We start from the raw sequence: 15,265 nt of genomic DNA on the forward strand, positions 1-15,265 counted from the left end.
CGACAGTAAACCTCTTACTTAAAGGGCTGAATCAACCTTGTTTTTTAACGATCGCTTCGACGATGTTCGCCGGAGCCTCGGAGTACTTCGAGAATTCCATGGAGTAGCTGGCGCGACCCTGAGACATGGAGCGAACATCGGTCGCATAACCGAACATTTCGCCCAGCGGTACTTCGGCACGGATAACCTTGCCGGACACCGAGTCTTCCATCCCCTGGATCAGACCGCGACGACGGTTCAGGTCTCCCATCACGTCACCCATGTAGTCCTCTGGCGTTACAACCTCGACCTTCATGATCGGCTCAAGCACTACAGCGCCACCCTTTTGGGACAGCTGCTTGGTTGCCATGGAGGCCGCCACCTTGAACGCCATCTCGTTGGAGTCGACGTCGTGGTAGGAACCATCGAAAACTGTCGCTTTCAGGCCGATCAGCGGATAGCCGGCAACGACGCCGTTTTTCATCTGCTCTTCGATGCCCTTCTGGATCGCCGGGATGTATTCCTTCGGAATCACGCCCCCGACAACTTCGTTGACGAACTGCAGACCTTCCTGACCCTCATCGGCAGGCGCAAAGCGCACCCAGCAATGACCGAACTGGCCACGACCACCAGACTGACGAACGAACTTGCCTTCGATCTCGCAAGACTTGGTGATTTTCTCGCGGTAGGAAACCTGCGGCTTGCCGATGTTGGCGTCGACGTTGAACTCACGACGCATACGGTCCACCAGGATGTCCAGGTGCAGCTCGCCCATACCGGAGATAATGGTCTGGCCAGTTTCTTCGTCGGTCTTGACGCGGAACGAGGGGTCTTCCTGAGCAAGCTTGCCCAGTGCAATACCCATCTTCTCCTGGTCAGCCTTGGTCTTCGGCTCGACCGCAACCGAAATCACCGGCTCCGGGAAGTCCATCCGCTCAAGAATGATCGGCTTCTCGATCGAGCACAGGGTGTCACCAGTGGTGACGTCCTTCATGCCAATCAACGCAGCGATATCACCCGCACGACACTCCTTGATCTCCTCACGCTGGTTGGCGTGCATCTGCACCATCCGCCCAACGCGCTCCTTCTTGCCTTTGACCGAGTTCATTACCGAGTCGCCCGACGACAGAACACCGGAGTAAACGCGAGCAAAGGTCAGAGTACCGACGAAGGGGTCAGTCGCGATCTTGAAGGCCAGCGCCGAGAATGGCTCGGAATCATCAGCATGACGCTCGTCAGTCTCTTCCTCGTTATCAGGATTGACACCCTGAATGGCAGGAATCTCGGTCGGCGCGGGCAGGTAGTCGATCACAGCATCCAGAACGAGCGGTACGCCCTTATTCTTGAAGGACGAACCACAGACGGCCGGAACGATTTCACAAGCGATGGTACGCTGACGCAAGCCTTCTTTGATCTCTTCGATCGAAAGCTCGCCACCTTCCAGGTACTTGTTCATCAGCTCTTCGTTGGCTTCGGCAGCAGCCTCAATCATGTTTGAGCGATACTCTTCGGCCTGAGCCAATAGCTCAGCCGGGATCTCCTCCTCGCGGTAAGAGGTACCCTTGTCTTCCTCGTTCCAGTAGATCGCCTTCATCTTGATCAGATCGATCTGACCCTCGAAGTTATCTTCCGAACCGATCGCAAGCTGCACGGGAACCGGGGTATGCCCCAGGCGCTGCTTAATCTGACCAACAACGCGCAGGAAGTTAGCGCCAGCACGGTCCATCTTGTTGACGTACACGATACGCGGAACGCCATACTTGTTGGCCTGACGCCAAACGGTCTCAGACTGCGGCTCGACGCCGGAGGTGCCACAGAACACAACGACCGCGCCATCGAGCACACGCAGGGACCGCTCAACCTCAATGGTGAAGTCAACGTGACCAGGGGTGTCGATAACGTTTACGCGGTACTTGTCGAACTGGCCGCGGGAGCCTTGCCAGAAAGTAGTAACAGCAGCGGAAGTAATGGTGATACCGCGCTCCTGCTCCTGCACCATCCAGTCAGTGGTCGCAGCACCATCGTGCACTTCGCCCATCTTGTGGCTGAGGCCTGTGTAGAACAGAATCCGCTCCGTCGTTGTCGTTTTACCTGCGTCGACGTGGGCGCAGATACCGATGTTACGGTAGCGGTTAATCGGAGTATTACGAGCCATAAAGCCCTCGCGAGTTGTTGACGCTGAAAATTAAAAGCGGTAGTGCGAGAAGGCCTTGTTGGCTTCGGCCATACGGTGCACATCTTCACGCTTCTTGACAGCAGCGCCTTTACCTTCGAACGCATCCGCCAGTTCACCTGCAAGACGCAGAGCCATGGACTTCTCACCACGCTTACGCGCTGCATCTACCAACCAGCGCATAGCCAAGGCGTTACGACGGGAAGGGCGAACTTCGACCGGAACCTGATAAGTCGCACCACCTACGCGGCGGGACTTCACTTCGACCAGCGGAGCGATGGCGTCGAGTGCTTTTTCGAAGATTTCCAGGGGGTCGCTGTTCTTACGTTCTTTGACCTTGTCCAGAGCACCATAAACGATACGCTCGGCAACGGCTTTCTTACCGCTCTCCATTACGTGGTTCATGAACTTGGCAAGAATCAGACTTCCGTACTTCGGATCGTCAAGGATCTCGCGCTTGGCTGCTACACGACGTCTTGGCATTGATAAGCCCTCAAACGGTCTTCAGGTTAGCTCAGGACTGTAACGACGAGGTTACGCCCGACCTTACTCTTATCGACTCAAATAAATAGAAATTGCTGATTATTTCGGACGCTTGGCGCCGTACTTGGAACGGCCCTGCTTACGATCCTTGACACCGGAGGTATCCAGCGAACCGCGCACGGTGTGGTAGCGAACACCCGGAAGGTCCTTTACACGACCGCCACGGATCAGCACTACGCTGTGCTCTTGCAGGTTGTGACCTTCACCACCAATGTAGGAGGCGACTTCAAAACCGTTGGTCAGACGAACACGGCATACCTTACGCAGTGCAGAGTTCGGTTTTTTCGGGGTGGTGGTGTACACGCGAGTGCACACGCCACGGCGTTGCGGGCAGTTCTGCAGCGCAGGCACGTCGCTCTTCTCGACGACGCGCTTGCGCGGCTGACGTACCAGCTGGTTAATCGTTGCCATCTACTAGCTCCACTGTTGTCTTTCGACACAAACGAAAATGGCAGGGCGAAAAGCCCCGCCAAATTAGGGGTACAAGAGTCTAAAGAGCTTCTCGCACACCGTCAAGGCGCGCCCCGACGCGTGTCGGGGCGAACCTCAAGTCAGTTGCCGCTGAAATTCAGCGCTTCGGTCAGCGCCGCTTCTACTTCATCAGCACTCACACGAACCGGCTTTTCAGCATCGCGCTTGCGCTTGCGCTCACTGTGATATTGCAGACCGGTACCTGCCGGGATCAGGCGACCCACGACCACGTTTTCCTTCAAGCCACGCAGGTAGTCGCGCTTGCCGGTAACCGCCGCTTCCGTCAGCACGCGAGTAGTCTCCTGGAACGACGCCGCGGAGATAAACGACTCGGTGGACAACGATGCTTTGGTGATACCCAGCAGCACCCGTACGTACTTGGCGACGAACTTGTCCTCTTCGCTCAGACGTTCGTTTTCTTCCAGGACCTGAGTCAGCTCCATCTGGTCGCCCTTGATGAAGCTGGAGTCGCCGGACTCGCTGATCTCGACCTTACGCAGCATCTGCCGAAGAATCGTCTCGATGTGCTTGTCGTTGATCTTCACGCCCTGCAGACGATAAACGTCCTGGATCTCGTTGACGATGTAGCGGGCCAGCGCACTGACGCCCAGCAGACGCAGGATGTCGTGCGGGTTGCTCGGACCGTCAGAGATCACTTCGCCCTTATTCACCTGCTCGCCTTCGAAGACGTTGAGGTGACGCCACTTCGGAATCAGTTCCTCGTAAGGATCGGTACCATCGGTTGGCGTGATGACCAAGCGACGCTTGCCCTTGGTTTCCTTGCCGAACGAAATGGTGCCGCTGATTTCCGCCAGGATCGATGGCTCCTTCGGACGGCGCGCCTCGAACAGGTCGGCAACGCGCGGCAGACCACCGGTGATGTCACGGGTCTTAGAGGTTTCCTGCGGGATACGTGCAATAACGTCACCGACGTTGATCTCAGCACCGTCCGCCACCCCAACCAACGCGTTAGCGGGCAGGAAGTACTGGGCCGGCACATCAGTACCTGGCAACAGCAGCTCCTTGCCACTGGCGTCGACCATTTTGATAGCCGGACGAATGTCCTTGCCTGAGGCCGGGCGATCCTTCGGATCCATCACCTCAATGTTGGTCAAACCGGTAAGCTCGTCGGTCTGACGCTTGATGGTGATGTTTTCTTCCATTCCGACGAAGGTCACGACACCCTTCATCTCGGTGACGATCGGGTGGGTGTGCGGATCCCATTTTGCGACCACCGCACCGGCATCCACCTTGTCGCCTTCCTTGATGGAAATCACCGCACCGTAGGGCAGCTTGTAACGCTCGCGCTCGCGCCCATAGTCATCCGCCACAGCCAGCTCACCGGAGCGGGAAACGGCAACCAGAGCGCCATCGGCACGCTCTACATATTTGAGGTTATGCAGGCGAATGGTACCGCCGTTCTTCACCATCACATTGTCGACGGCCGAGGTCCGGCTCGCCGCACCACCGATGTGGAAGGTACGCATGGTCAGCTGAGTACCCGGCTCACCGATGGACTGTGCAGCGATAACGCCGACCGCCTCACCGATGTTGACCTGATGACCACGAGCCAGGTCGCGGCCGTAGCACTTGGCGCAGATACCGTAGCGGGTCTCACAGCTGATCGGTGAGCGCACGACCACTTCATCGATGCTGTTCAGCTCGATGAAATCGACCCACTGCTCATCAACCAGAGTTCCGGCTGGTACCAGTACGTCTTCGGTGCCTGGCTTCAGTACATCACGCGCGATGACGCGGCCCAGCACTCGCTCACCCAGCGGCTCAACAACGTCGCCGCCTTCGATGTGCGGAGTCATGAACAGGCCCTGTTCAGTACCACAATCGACTTCAGTGACAACCAGATCCTGGGCCACATCGACGAGGCGACGGGTCAGATAACCGGAGTTCGCGGTCTTCAGTGCGGTATCCGCCAGCCCCTTACGAGCACCGTGGGTGGAGATGAAGTACTGGAGTACGTTCAGACCCTCACGGAAGTTCGCGGTAATCGGCGTCTCGATGATGGAGCCGTCCGGCTTGGCCATCAGGCCACGCATACCGGCCAGCTGGCGGATCTGGGCAGCGGAACCCCGCGCACCCGAGTCGGCCATCATGTACATCGAGTTGAACGAATCCTGCTCGGCTTCGTTGCCGTCGCGGTCGATGACCTTCTCTTTCGAGAGGTTGGCCATCATCGCCTTGGACACTTCATCGTTGGCCTTGGACCAGAGGTCGATCACCTTGTTGTACTTCTCGCCCTGGGTCACCAGGCCCGACGCGTACTGGCTTTCGATCTCCTTCACTTCCTCGGTTGCCGCGTCGATGATGTGCGCCTTCTCATCGGGGATGACGAAGTCGTTCACGCCGATAGACACACCGGAAATGGTCGAGTAGGCGAAACCGGTGTACATCAGCTGGTCGGCGAAGATGACGGTGTCCTTCAAACCCACCGTGCGGTAGCACAGGTTGATCAGTTTGGAGATCGCCTTTTTCTTCATCGGCTGGTTGACCACATCGAACGCCATGCCGGCCGGAACGATCTGGAACAGCAGAGCACGGCCGACGGTGGTGTCGACGATGCGAGTGTTCCGGGTAATGGAGCCGTCACGATCCTTGATGGTCTCGTTGATGCGCACCTTGACCCGCGCGTGCAGAGAAGCCTCACCGGCGCGGAACACGCGGTCGACTTCCTGCAGATCGGCGAACACCCGGCCTTCGCCTTTGGCATTGATGGCTTCGCGGGTCATGTAATACAGACCCAGTACCACGTCCTGCGACGGCACGATGATCGGCTCGCCGTTAGCGGGCGAGAGGATGTTGTTGGTCGACATCATCAGCGCGCGCGCTTCGAGCTGGGCTTCCAGCGTCAGCGGTACGTGAACGGCCATCTGGTCACCGTCGAAGTCGGCGTTGTACGCCGCACAGACCAGCGGGTGCAGCTGGATCGCTTTACCTTCGATCAGCACCGGCTCGAACGCTTGGATACCCAGACGGTGCAGGGTCGGCGCACGGTTGAGCAGCACGGGATGTTCGCGGATGACTTCGGCGAGAACGTCCCAAACTTCAGGCAGCTCGCGCTCGACCATCTTCTTGGCGGCCTTGATGGTGGTCGCCATGCCGCGCATTTCCAGCTTGCCGAAAATGAACGGCTTGAACAGCTCGAGGGCCATCTTCTTCGGCAGACCGCACTGGTGCAGACGCAGGGTCGGGCCGACGGTGATAACCGAACGACCGGAATAGTCCACACGCTTGCCCAGCAGGTTCTGACGGAAACGACCCTGCTTGCCCTTGATCATGTCGGCCAGGGATTTCAGCGGGCGCTTGTTCGAACCGGTAATGGCACGGCCGCGACGGCCGTTGTCCAGCAGCGCGTCGACCGCTTCCTGCAGCATGCGCTTTTCGTTGCGCACGATGATGTCCGGCGCGGACAGATCGAGCAGGCGCTTGAGGCGGTTGTTACGGTTGATCACGCGGCGATACAGATCGTTCAGATCGGAGGTCGCGAAGCGACCGCCATCCAGCGGAACCAGCGGACGCAGGTCCGGTGGCAGCACCGGCAGAACGGTCAGCACCATCCACTCAGGCAGGTTGCCCGAGCCATGGAAGGCTTCCATCAGTTTGAGGCGCTTGGACAGCTTCTTGATCTTCGTTTCCGAGTTGGTCTGCGGAATCTCTTCACGCAGGCGACCGATCTCGTGCTCCAGGTCGATTTCGTGCAGCAGCTCGCGCACGGCTTCGGCACCCATGCGGGCGTCGAAGTCGTCACCGAACTCTTCGAGCGCTTCGAAGTACTGCTCGTCGTTCAACAGCTGGCCTTTTTCGAGCGTGGTCATGCCCGGATCGATTACCACGTAGCTCTCGAAATAGAGCACGCGCTCGATATCGCGCAGGGTCATGTCCAGCAGCAGACCGATACGGGACGGCAGCGACTTCAGGAACCAGATGTGGGCGACCGGCGAAGCCAGTTCGATGTGTGCCATGCGCTCACGGCGCACCTTGGCCAGCGCAACTTCAACGCCACACTTCTCGCAGATCACACCGCGGTGCTTGAGGCGCTTGTACTTGCCGCAAAGGCACTCGTAGTCCTTGACCGGACCAAAGATCTTGGCGCAGAACAGGCCGTCGCGCTCAGGCTTGAACGTACGGTAGTTGATGGTCTCCGGTTTCTTCACTTCACCGAAGGACCAGGAACGGATCATCTCGGGCGACGCCAACGCGATCTTGATGGCATCGAACTCTTCGATTTGACCCTGGTTTTTCAATAGATTCAGCAGGTCTTTCAAGGCCTTTCCTCCCAGCGGAGCAGGGAGCGAACCAACGTTCGCTCCCGATATGCGTCGCGTGTTATTCGGTTTCCAGATCGATGTCGATACCCAACGAACGGATCTCTTTGATCAGTACGTTGAAGGACTCCGGCATACCCGGCTCCATGCGGTGATCGCCGTCCACGATGTTCTTGTACATCTTGGTCCGACCGTTCACGTCGTCCGACTTGACAGTCAGCATTTCCTGCAGGGTGTAGGCCGCGCCATAGGCTTCCAGCGCCCAGACCTCCATCTCCCCGAAACGCTGACCACCGAACTGTGCCTTACCACCCAGCGGCTGCTGGGTAACCAGGCTGTAGGAACCGGTAGAACGCGCATGCATCTTGTCGTCGACCAGGTGGTTGAGCTTGAGCATGTACATGTAGCCGACGGTAGTGGTGCGCTCGAACTTGTTGCCGGTACGTCCATCGAACAGCTGCATCTGGCCGCTTTCCGGCAGATCGGCCAGTTTCAGCATGGCCTTAATCTCGCGCTCCTTGGCACCATCGAACACAGGAGTGGCCATAGGCACACCCTTGCGCAGATTGCTGGCCAGGTCGAGCACTTCCTGATCGTTCAGATCGTCCAGGCTTTCCTGACGACCGCCGATCTCGTTGTAGATCTCGTGCAGGAACTTGCGCAGCTCGGCAACCTTGCGCTGCTCTTCGAGCATCAGGTTGATCTTCTCGCCCAAGCCCTTGGCCGCGAGGCCCAGGTGGGTTTCAAGGATCTGACCGACGTTCATCCGCGAAGGTACGCCCAGCGGGTTCAGTACGATATCCACCGGTGTACCGTTGGCATCGTGCGGCATGTCTTCCACCGGCATGATCACCGAGACTACACCCTTGTTACCGTGGCGACCCGCCATCTTGTCGCCCGGCTGGATGCGACGCTTGATAGCCAGGTAGACCTTGACGATCTTCAGCACGCCCGGCGCCAAGTCATCGCCCTGCTGCAGCTTGCGCTTCTTGTCTTCGAACTTGTCGTCGAGCAGCACGCGACGGTCTGAAATGTAGGCCTGGGCCTTTTCCAACTGCTCGTTGAGCGCGTCGTCAGCCATGCGCAACTTGAACCACTGACCATGCTCGAGACCGTCAAGGATCTCGTCGGTAATCACGGCGCCCTTCTTCAGGCCTGCGCCACCTTCGGCGGTCGCGCCGACCAGGGCCGAACGCAGACGTTCGAAGGTGGCGCCCTCGACGATGCGGAACTCCTCGTTGAGGTCCTTGCGGATCTCGTCGAGCTGCATCTTCTCGATGGCTAGCGCGCGCGAGTCGCGCTCCACGCCGTCACGGATGAACACCTGCACGTCGATGACAGTACCCTTGGTGCCGGTCGGCACACGCAGGGAGGTGTCCTTCACGTCGGATGCCTTCTCACCGAAGATCGCACGTAGCAGCTTCTCTTCCGGCGTCAGCTGGGTTTCGCCCTTCGGCGTGACCTTGCCCACCAGGATGTCGCCCGGACCGACTTCGGCACCCACGTATACGATGCCCGCCTCGTCCAGCTTGTTCAGCGCCGCCTCACCCACGTTCGGGATGTCCGCGGTGATTTCCTCTGGGCCGAGCTTGGTATCACGCGATACGCAGGTCAGCTCCTGAATGTGAATGGTGGTGAAGCGGTCTTCCTGAACCACGCGCTCCGACAGGAGGATGGAGTCCTCGAAGTTGTAGCCGTTCCAGGGCATGAATGCGACGCGCATGTTCTGACCCAGTGCCAGCTCACCCATATCGGTGGATGGGCCGTCAGCCATGATGTCACCACGCTCGACCACATCACCCTTGCTTACCAGCGGACGCTGGTTGATGCAGGTGTTTTGGTTGGAACGGGTGTATTTAGTCAGGTTGTAGATATCGACACCGGCTTCGCCCGTCTCGACCTCATCATCATGAACGCGTACGACCACGCGGCTGGCATCGACCGAATCGATGACACCGCCACGGCGAGCGACCACGCAGACGCCGGAGTCACGCGCTACGTTACGCTCCATCCCGGTGCCTACCAGCGGCTTGTCCGAACGCAGGGTCGGCACGGCCTGACGCTGCATGTTGGAGCCCATGAGTGCACGGTTGGCGTCGTCGTGCTCAAGGAACGGGATCAACGAGGCCGCGACGGAAACCACCTGCTTCGGCGATACGTCCATCAGCGTCACGTCTTCCGGCGCCTTGACGGTGAATTCGTTCAAGTGGCGCACGGCAACCAGCTCGTCGACCAGCTTGCGGCCTTCCAGCTTGGCGCTGGCCTGGGCAATCACATGGTCAGCCTCTTCGATGGCTGACAGGAATACGATCTCGTCGGTGACTTCGCCGTCCTTGACCACACGGTACGGGCTTTCCAGGAAGCCGTACTGGTTGGTGCGCGCATAGGCGGCCAGCGAGTTGATCAGACCAATGTTCGGACCTTCAGGGGTTTCGATCGGGCAGACGCGACCGTAATGGGTCGGGTGTACGTCACGCACTTCGAAGCCGGCACGCTCACGGGTCAGACCACCTGGGCCGAGCGCGGAGACGCGGCGCTTGTGAGTGATCTCGGACAGCGGGTTGTTCTGGTCCATGAACTGCGAAAGCTGGCTGGAACCGAAGAACTCCTTCACCGCCGCCGCAACCGGCTTGGCGTTGATCAAATCCTGCGGCATCAGGCCTTCGCTTTCGGCCATCGACAGGCGTTCCTTGACCGCACGCTCGACGCGCACCAGGCCAACACGGAACTGATTCTCAGCCATTTCGCCGACGCAACGTACGCGACGGTTACCCAAGTGGTCGATGTCGTCGACGATGCCCTTGCCGTTACGGATATCGACCAGGGTCTTGAGTACGGCAACGATGTCCTCGCGGCTCAGCACGCCGGAACCTTCGATCTCGGCGCGACCGATACGGCGGTTAAACTTCATCCGGCCGACAGCTGACAGATCGTAACGCTCGGAGGCGAAGAACAGGTTGTTGAACAGCGTCTCAGCGGCGTCCTTGGTTGGCGGCTCGCCAGGACGCATCATCCGATAAATTTCGACCAGCGCTTCGAGCTGATTGGTGGTCGAATCGATCTTCAAGGTGTCGGAGATGAACGGACCACAATCGATGTCGTTGGTATACAGGGTCTCGAAGCGGACCACCTGCGCCTTGACGATCTTGGCCAGCACTTCGACGGTCAGCTCGGTGTTGCACTCGGCGATGATCTCGCCAGTCGCCGGATGCACGATCGCCTTGGCCACAGTGCGGCCCAGCACGTAGTCCATCGGCATCTCGAGTTCCTTGATGCCGGACTTGTCGAGCTGATTGATATGGCGAGCAGTGATACGACGACCTTGTTCGACGATGACCTTGCCGCTTCCGTCGGTGATGTCGAACGACGCGATCTCTCCGCGCAAACGCTGCGCGACCAGCTCGAGCGATAGCAATTCACCCTTCACGTGGAAGACATTGGTGTCGTAGAAGGCGTCGAGGATTTCTTCGGTGCTGTAGTTCAGCGCACGCAGCAATACCGAGGCCGGCAGCTTGCGACGGCGGTCGATACGCACGAACACGGCATCCTTCGGATCGAACTCGAAGTCTAGCCAGGAACCGCGGTAAGGAATGATGCGCGCGGAATACAGCAGCTTGCCGGAGCTATGAGTCTTGCCACGGTCGTGGTCGAAGAAGACACCCGGCGAGCGATGCAGCTGGGAGACGATGACGCGCTCGGTACCGTTGATGATGAAGGTACCGTTCTCTGTCATCAGGGGGATTTCCCCCATGTAGACTTCCTGTTCCTTGATGTCTTTGATCGCCTTGCTCGACGATTCCTTGTCGAAAATGATCAGGCGAACCTTGACTCGCAGCGGAACCGCAAAAGTCACGCCGCGCAGTACGCATTCCTTGACGTCGAATGCCGGCTCGCCGAGTCGGTAGCCGACGTATTCCAGCGCTGCATTGCCGGAATAGCTGATAATCGGAAAAACAGATTTGAAGGCTGCGTGCAAGCCAATATCGCGGAACTGATCCTTTGTCGCTCCCGCCTGCAGGAATTCGCGATACGAATCCAGCTGGATGGCCAAAAGATACGGCACGTCCATCACGTGCGGTAACTTGCTAAAGTCCTTGCGGATTCGTTTTTTCTCAGTGTATGAGTAAGCCATCAGCGTTCCCCAGCTTGGTCACCTGCTTGTTTGGCTTCTCCCGACGGGAGCAGCCAGAAAATCTTGCGAATCCCATGATTCGCGCCGCCCATCGGAGCGGCTTTTCCAGTCCAGCTGCTCGACAAACATCGCGCAGCTATAACGGAAAAAGGCCGGTGGCAAAAGCCACCAGCCGTCAGCCTTACGCGAGTCGCTTCGGCTGTAGACGCAAGGTCGGCGCTTACTTGAGCTCGACTTTAGCGCCAGCCTCTTCCAGAGCCTTTTTGGCTGCTTCCGCTTCGTCCTTGGAGACGCCTTCCTTGACCATGCCAGGGGCGCCGTCAACGACGGCCTTGGCTTCTTTCAGGCCCAGGCCGGTCAGCTCGCGAACGGCTTTGATCACGTTCACTTTCTTGTCGCCAGCTTCAAGCAGCATAACGTTGAACTCGGTCTGCTCTTCAGCAGCTGCGGCAGCCGGGCCAGCGGCAGCCACGGTGGCGGCAGCGGCAGTAACACCGAACTTTTCTTCCATTGCCTTGATCAGTTCAACAACCTGCATCACGGACATTTCGGAAACGGCGTTGATGATGTCTTCGTTGGTCAGAGCCATGACTCTAGTTCCTGTATATAGGTGACGGCCTGCGGCCATCTAATTCAAAAGAGATTGGAAAGAACCACTCACGCCTTAAGCGGCAGCGGCTTCCTTCTGGTCGCGAACGGCCGCCAGAGTACGAGCCAGCTTGCTGGTAGCGCCTTGAATCACGCTCATCAGCTGCGAAATGGCTTCGTCGTAGGTCGGCAGGGTTGCCAGCACGTCGATCTGATTGGCTGCGAGGAACTGACCCTCGAACGCAGCGGCCTTGATCTCGAACTTGTCCTGACCCTTGGCAAATTCCTTGAAGATACGGGCAGCAGCGCCCGGATGCTCATTGGAGAATGCGATAAGGGTCGGGCCTTTGAACACGTCGTTGAGCACGTCGAACTGAGTGCCTTCAACGGCGCGCTTGAGCAGGGTGTTACGTACGACACGTACGTAAACGCCGGCTTCGCGGGCCTCTTTACGGAGTCCGGTCATGGCCCCCACGGTCACGCCACGGGCATCAGCCACGACAGCGGACAGGGCAGCACTGGCAGCCTCGTTGACTTCAGCGACGATGGCCTTCTTGTCTTCGAGTTTGATTGCCACGGGTTTTACTCCTGGATGTTACCGGTTCATCCGGTCGAAACCGGACGGGTTTTGGTGTCTGATTCGGTACGAATCGGGAGCACCTCTGCGTAGGCTTGAAGAAGCGAGCTTCAACAGTTTAAGGCTTGCGCCGCCTACGGTCTTGGATAGCCCCCGCCAGGCAGGGACCCCAATCTTGCGCCCCGATTACCGGAGCGAATCGCCTTACGCGTCGAGGGAAGCCTGGTCGATGACCAGTCCCGGACCCATGGTGGTGCTCAGGGTCACGCGCTTGACGTAAATACCTTTGGAAGTGGACGGCTTCAGACGCTTGAGGTCAGACAGCAGAGCCTCAACGTTCTGCTTGAGCTGGCCGGCTTCAAAGCCAACCTTGCCCACCGAGCTGTGGATGATGCCGTTCTTGTCAGTACGGAAACGAACCTGACCAGCCTTGGCATTCTTGACTGCGGTCGCAACGTCCGGAGTCACGGTACCGACCTTGGGGTTCGGCATCAGGCCACGCGGACCAAGGATCTGGCCCAGCTGACCGACAACGCGCATCGCGTCCGGGGAGGCGATGACCACGTCATAGTTCAGGTCGCCGCCTTTCATTTCGGCAGCCAGCTCGTCCATGCCAACGCGATCAGCGCCGGCAGCCAGGGCAGCTTCCGCGCCCGGACCTTGGGTGAATACGGCTACGCGAACGGTCTTACCGGTACCGTTCGGCAGAACGGTTGCACCACGAACGACCTGGTCGGATTTACGTGGATCAACACCCAAGTTGATGGCGATGTCGAAAGACTCGGTGAATTTGACGGCCGACAGTTCGGACAGCAAGGTTGCAGCCTCTTCAAAACCGTACTGCTTGCCCGCTTCGATCTTCTGGGCAATTGTCTTCTGACGCTTGGTCAACTTAGCCATTACACGCCCTCCACGTTCAGGCCCATGCTGCGAGCCGAACCAGCGATGGTCCGTACGGCAGCTTCCATTTCGGCAGCGGTCAGATCAGCCTGCTTGGTCTTGGCGATCTCTTCCAGCTGGGCACGGGTAACAGTGCCGACCTTTTGGGTGTTGGGACGAGCCGAACCGCTGGTGACGCCAGCAGCTTTCTTCAGCAGCACAGCTGCCGGAGTGCTCTTGGTTTCAAACGTGAAGCTGCGATCGCTGTAAACAGTGATAATCACGGGAGTCGGCAGACCAGGCTCCTGGCCTTGGGTACGGGCGTTGAACGCCTTGCAGAATTCCATGATGTTCACGCCATGCTGACCCAGTGCAGGGCCGACCGGCGGCGACGGGTTGGCCTGGCCGGCCTTTACCTGAAGCTTGATATAAGCTTGAATCTTCTTAGCCATAGCTACTCCGTTACGGGTTCTAGCGCCTTTCGGCTCCCCTAGTTACTTGTTTATCCCAGTGACGACAAAACCCCGCAGCTGCTAGCTGCGGGGTGGGATGCTTTCTTCAGCTAAACCTTCTCGACCTGGCTGAACTCCAACTCTACCGGCGTAGAGCGACCAAAGATAAGAACAGCCACTTGAATACGGCTCTTCTCGTAGTTGACTTCTTCGACCACACCATTGAAATCTGCGAATGGACCATCCGCGACACGCACAACCTCGCCAGGCTCGAACAAGGTTTTCGGCTTGGGCTTGTCGCTACCGTCAGCAACACGACGCAGAATGGCCTCAGCTTCCTTGTCGGTAATAGGTGCAGGCTTGTCCGCAGTACCACCAATGAAACCCATCACTCGCGGCGTGTCCTTGACCAGGTGCCACGCACCCTCGGCCATATCCATCTGCACCAGCACATACCCAGGGAAGAACTTGCGCTCACTTTTGCGCTTCTGCCCGTTACGCATCTCCACGACTTCTTCGGTGGGGACCAGAATCTCGCCGAAATGCTCTTCCATACCGGCAAGCTTGACGCGCTCGATCAGCGAGCGCATGACATGCTTCTCGTAACCCGAGTAAGCATGAACCACATACCAACGCTTAGCCACGGGACACCCTTAACCTACGACCATAGAAACCAGCCAACCGAGCAGGGAATCCAACCCCCACAACAGCAGCGCCATAACCAGCACGACCGCCAAAACAATCAACGTGGTCTGAGTGGTTTCTTGACGGGTCGGCCAAACGACTTTGCGAATCTCGACGCGCGCCTCCTTCAGCAGAACGAAGAAAGCACGACCTTTTGATGTCTGCAGCGCAACCAAAGCAGCGATGACCGCAACGACAAGAAGGGCAATAACCCTATACAGAATCGGCTCCGCAGCGTAGTACTGATTACCCACGACAGCCACGACCACCAAAGCAGCAACAACAAACCACTTCACCAAATCGAAGCGCGTGTCTTTGGCTTCTGCTTTGACATTCATCTGCGAGAACCCTGTAAAAAACTGCCAAATTCGGTATTGAAGTTGGCAGGCCAGGAGGGAATCGAACCCCCAACCTGCGGTTTTGGAGACCGCCGCTCTGCCAATTGAGCTACTGGCCTAACAAGAGTCAGGCCGACTATTATGCCGGCCCGATTGAAACAGATCAAAC

At 58.2% G+C, this 15,265-nt stretch carries 11 protein-coding genes and 1 tRNA gene; all 12 read right to left on the bottom strand.

Annotated elements, in window-relative coordinates:
- Nucleotides 1–31: 31 nt before the first annotated feature.
- A complete protein-coding gene (fusA, locus tag NA645_RS19910) occupies nucleotides 32–2,134 on the bottom strand; it encodes an elongation factor G (protein WP_256050395.1) in 2,103 nt (700 codons plus the stop codon).
- Nucleotides 2,135–2,164: 30 nt separating this feature from the next.
- Complete coding sequence (gene rpsG, locus NA645_RS19915) at nucleotides 2,165–2,635, bottom strand: 30S ribosomal protein S7 (protein ID WP_256050396.1); 471 nt, start codon at nucleotides 2,633–2,635, stop codon at nucleotides 2,165–2,167.
- A 99-nt stretch (nucleotides 2,636–2,734) separates the two neighbouring features.
- Nucleotides 2,735–3,106 carry a 30S ribosomal protein S12 gene (gene rpsL, locus NA645_RS19920; RefSeq protein ID WP_003291416.1) on the bottom strand — a complete coding sequence of 124 codons (372 nt, stop codon included), beginning with the start codon at nucleotides 3,104–3,106 and terminating at the stop codon, nucleotides 2,735–2,737.
- Nucleotides 3,107–3,246: 140 nt separating this feature from the next.
- Nucleotides 3,247–7,446 (bottom strand): DNA-directed RNA polymerase subunit beta', encoded by a 4,200-nt coding sequence (rpoC, locus tag NA645_RS19925; RefSeq protein WP_256050397.1) that lies wholly within the window; start codon nucleotides 7,444–7,446, stop codon nucleotides 3,247–3,249.
- A gap of 61 nt (nucleotides 7,447–7,507) precedes the next feature.
- Entirely contained in the window at nucleotides 7,508–11,578 is a 4,071-nt protein-coding gene (rpoB, locus tag NA645_RS19930; protein WP_256050398.1) for a DNA-directed RNA polymerase subunit beta, read from the bottom strand.
- A gap of 220 nt (nucleotides 11,579–11,798) precedes the next feature.
- Complete coding sequence (gene rplL, locus NA645_RS19935; protein WP_019342054.1) at nucleotides 11,799–12,167, bottom strand: 50S ribosomal protein L7/L12; 369 nt, start codon at nucleotides 12,165–12,167, stop codon at nucleotides 11,799–11,801.
- Between the two features lie 75 nt (nucleotides 12,168–12,242).
- Complete coding sequence (gene rplJ, locus NA645_RS19940; protein ID WP_014854237.1) at nucleotides 12,243–12,743, bottom strand: 50S ribosomal protein L10; 501 nt, start codon at nucleotides 12,741–12,743, stop codon at nucleotides 12,243–12,245.
- Between the two features lie 204 nt (nucleotides 12,744–12,947).
- Nucleotides 12,948–13,643 (bottom strand): 50S ribosomal protein L1, encoded by a 696-nt coding sequence (gene rplA / locus NA645_RS19945; protein ID WP_131651943.1) that lies wholly within the window; start codon nucleotides 13,641–13,643, stop codon nucleotides 12,948–12,950.
- Nucleotides 13,643–14,074 (bottom strand): 50S ribosomal protein L11, encoded by a 432-nt coding sequence (rplK, locus tag NA645_RS19950; RefSeq protein WP_125840149.1) that lies wholly within the window; start codon nucleotides 14,072–14,074, stop codon nucleotides 13,643–13,645. Before rplK ends, rplA begins: the two co-directional genes overlap by 1 nt.
- 110 nt (nucleotides 14,075–14,184) lie before the next feature.
- Nucleotides 14,185–14,718 carry a transcription termination/antitermination protein NusG gene (nusG, locus tag NA645_RS19955; protein ID WP_131651944.1) on the bottom strand — a complete coding sequence of 178 codons (534 nt, stop codon included), beginning with the start codon at nucleotides 14,716–14,718 and terminating at the stop codon, nucleotides 14,185–14,187.
- A 9-nt stretch (nucleotides 14,719–14,727) separates the two neighbouring features.
- On the bottom strand, nucleotides 14,728–15,096 hold the full coding sequence (gene secE, locus NA645_RS19960) for a preprotein translocase subunit SecE (RefSeq protein ID WP_256050399.1): 369 nt from the start codon (nucleotides 15,094–15,096) through the stop codon (nucleotides 14,728–14,730).
- Between the two features lie 43 nt (nucleotides 15,097–15,139).
- A tRNA-Trp gene (locus NA645_RS19965) sits at nucleotides 15,140–15,215 on the bottom strand.
- Nucleotides 15,216–15,265: the final 50 nt, after the last annotated feature.

The organism is Stutzerimonas stutzeri (assembly GCF_024448955.1).
GTDB lineage: Bacteria > Pseudomonadota > Gammaproteobacteria > Pseudomonadales > Pseudomonadaceae > Stutzerimonas > Stutzerimonas stutzeri_AQ.

Excerpts from the sequence above, each read along its gene's own strand:
- fusA (WP_256050395.1), bottom strand. The coding sequence starts at position 2,134 with ATGGCTCGTAATACTCCGATTAACCGCTACCGTAACATCGGTATCTGC.
- rpsG (WP_256050396.1), bottom strand. The coding sequence starts at position 2,635 with ATGCCAAGACGTCGTGTAGCAGCCAAGCGCGAGATCCTTGACGATCCG.
- rpsL (WP_003291416.1), bottom strand. The coding sequence starts at position 3,106 with ATGGCAACGATTAACCAGCTGGTACGTCAGCCGCGCAAGCGCGTCGTC.
- rpoB (WP_256050398.1), bottom strand. The coding sequence starts at position 11,578 with ATGGCTTACTCATACACTGAGAAAAAACGAATCCGCAAGGACTTTAGC.
- rplL (WP_019342054.1), bottom strand. The coding sequence starts at position 12,167 with ATGGCTCTGACCAACGAAGACATCATCAACGCCGTTTCCGAAATGTCC.
- rplA (WP_131651943.1), bottom strand. The coding sequence starts at position 13,643 with ATGGCTAAGTTGACCAAGCGTCAGAAGACAATTGCCCAGAAGATCGAA.
- rplK (WP_125840149.1), bottom strand. The coding sequence starts at position 14,074 with ATGGCTAAGAAGATTCAAGCTTATATCAAGCTTCAGGTAAAGGCCGGC.
- secE (WP_256050399.1), bottom strand. The coding sequence starts at position 15,096 with ATGAATGTCAAAGCAGAAGCCAAAGACACGCGCTTCGATTTGGTGAAG.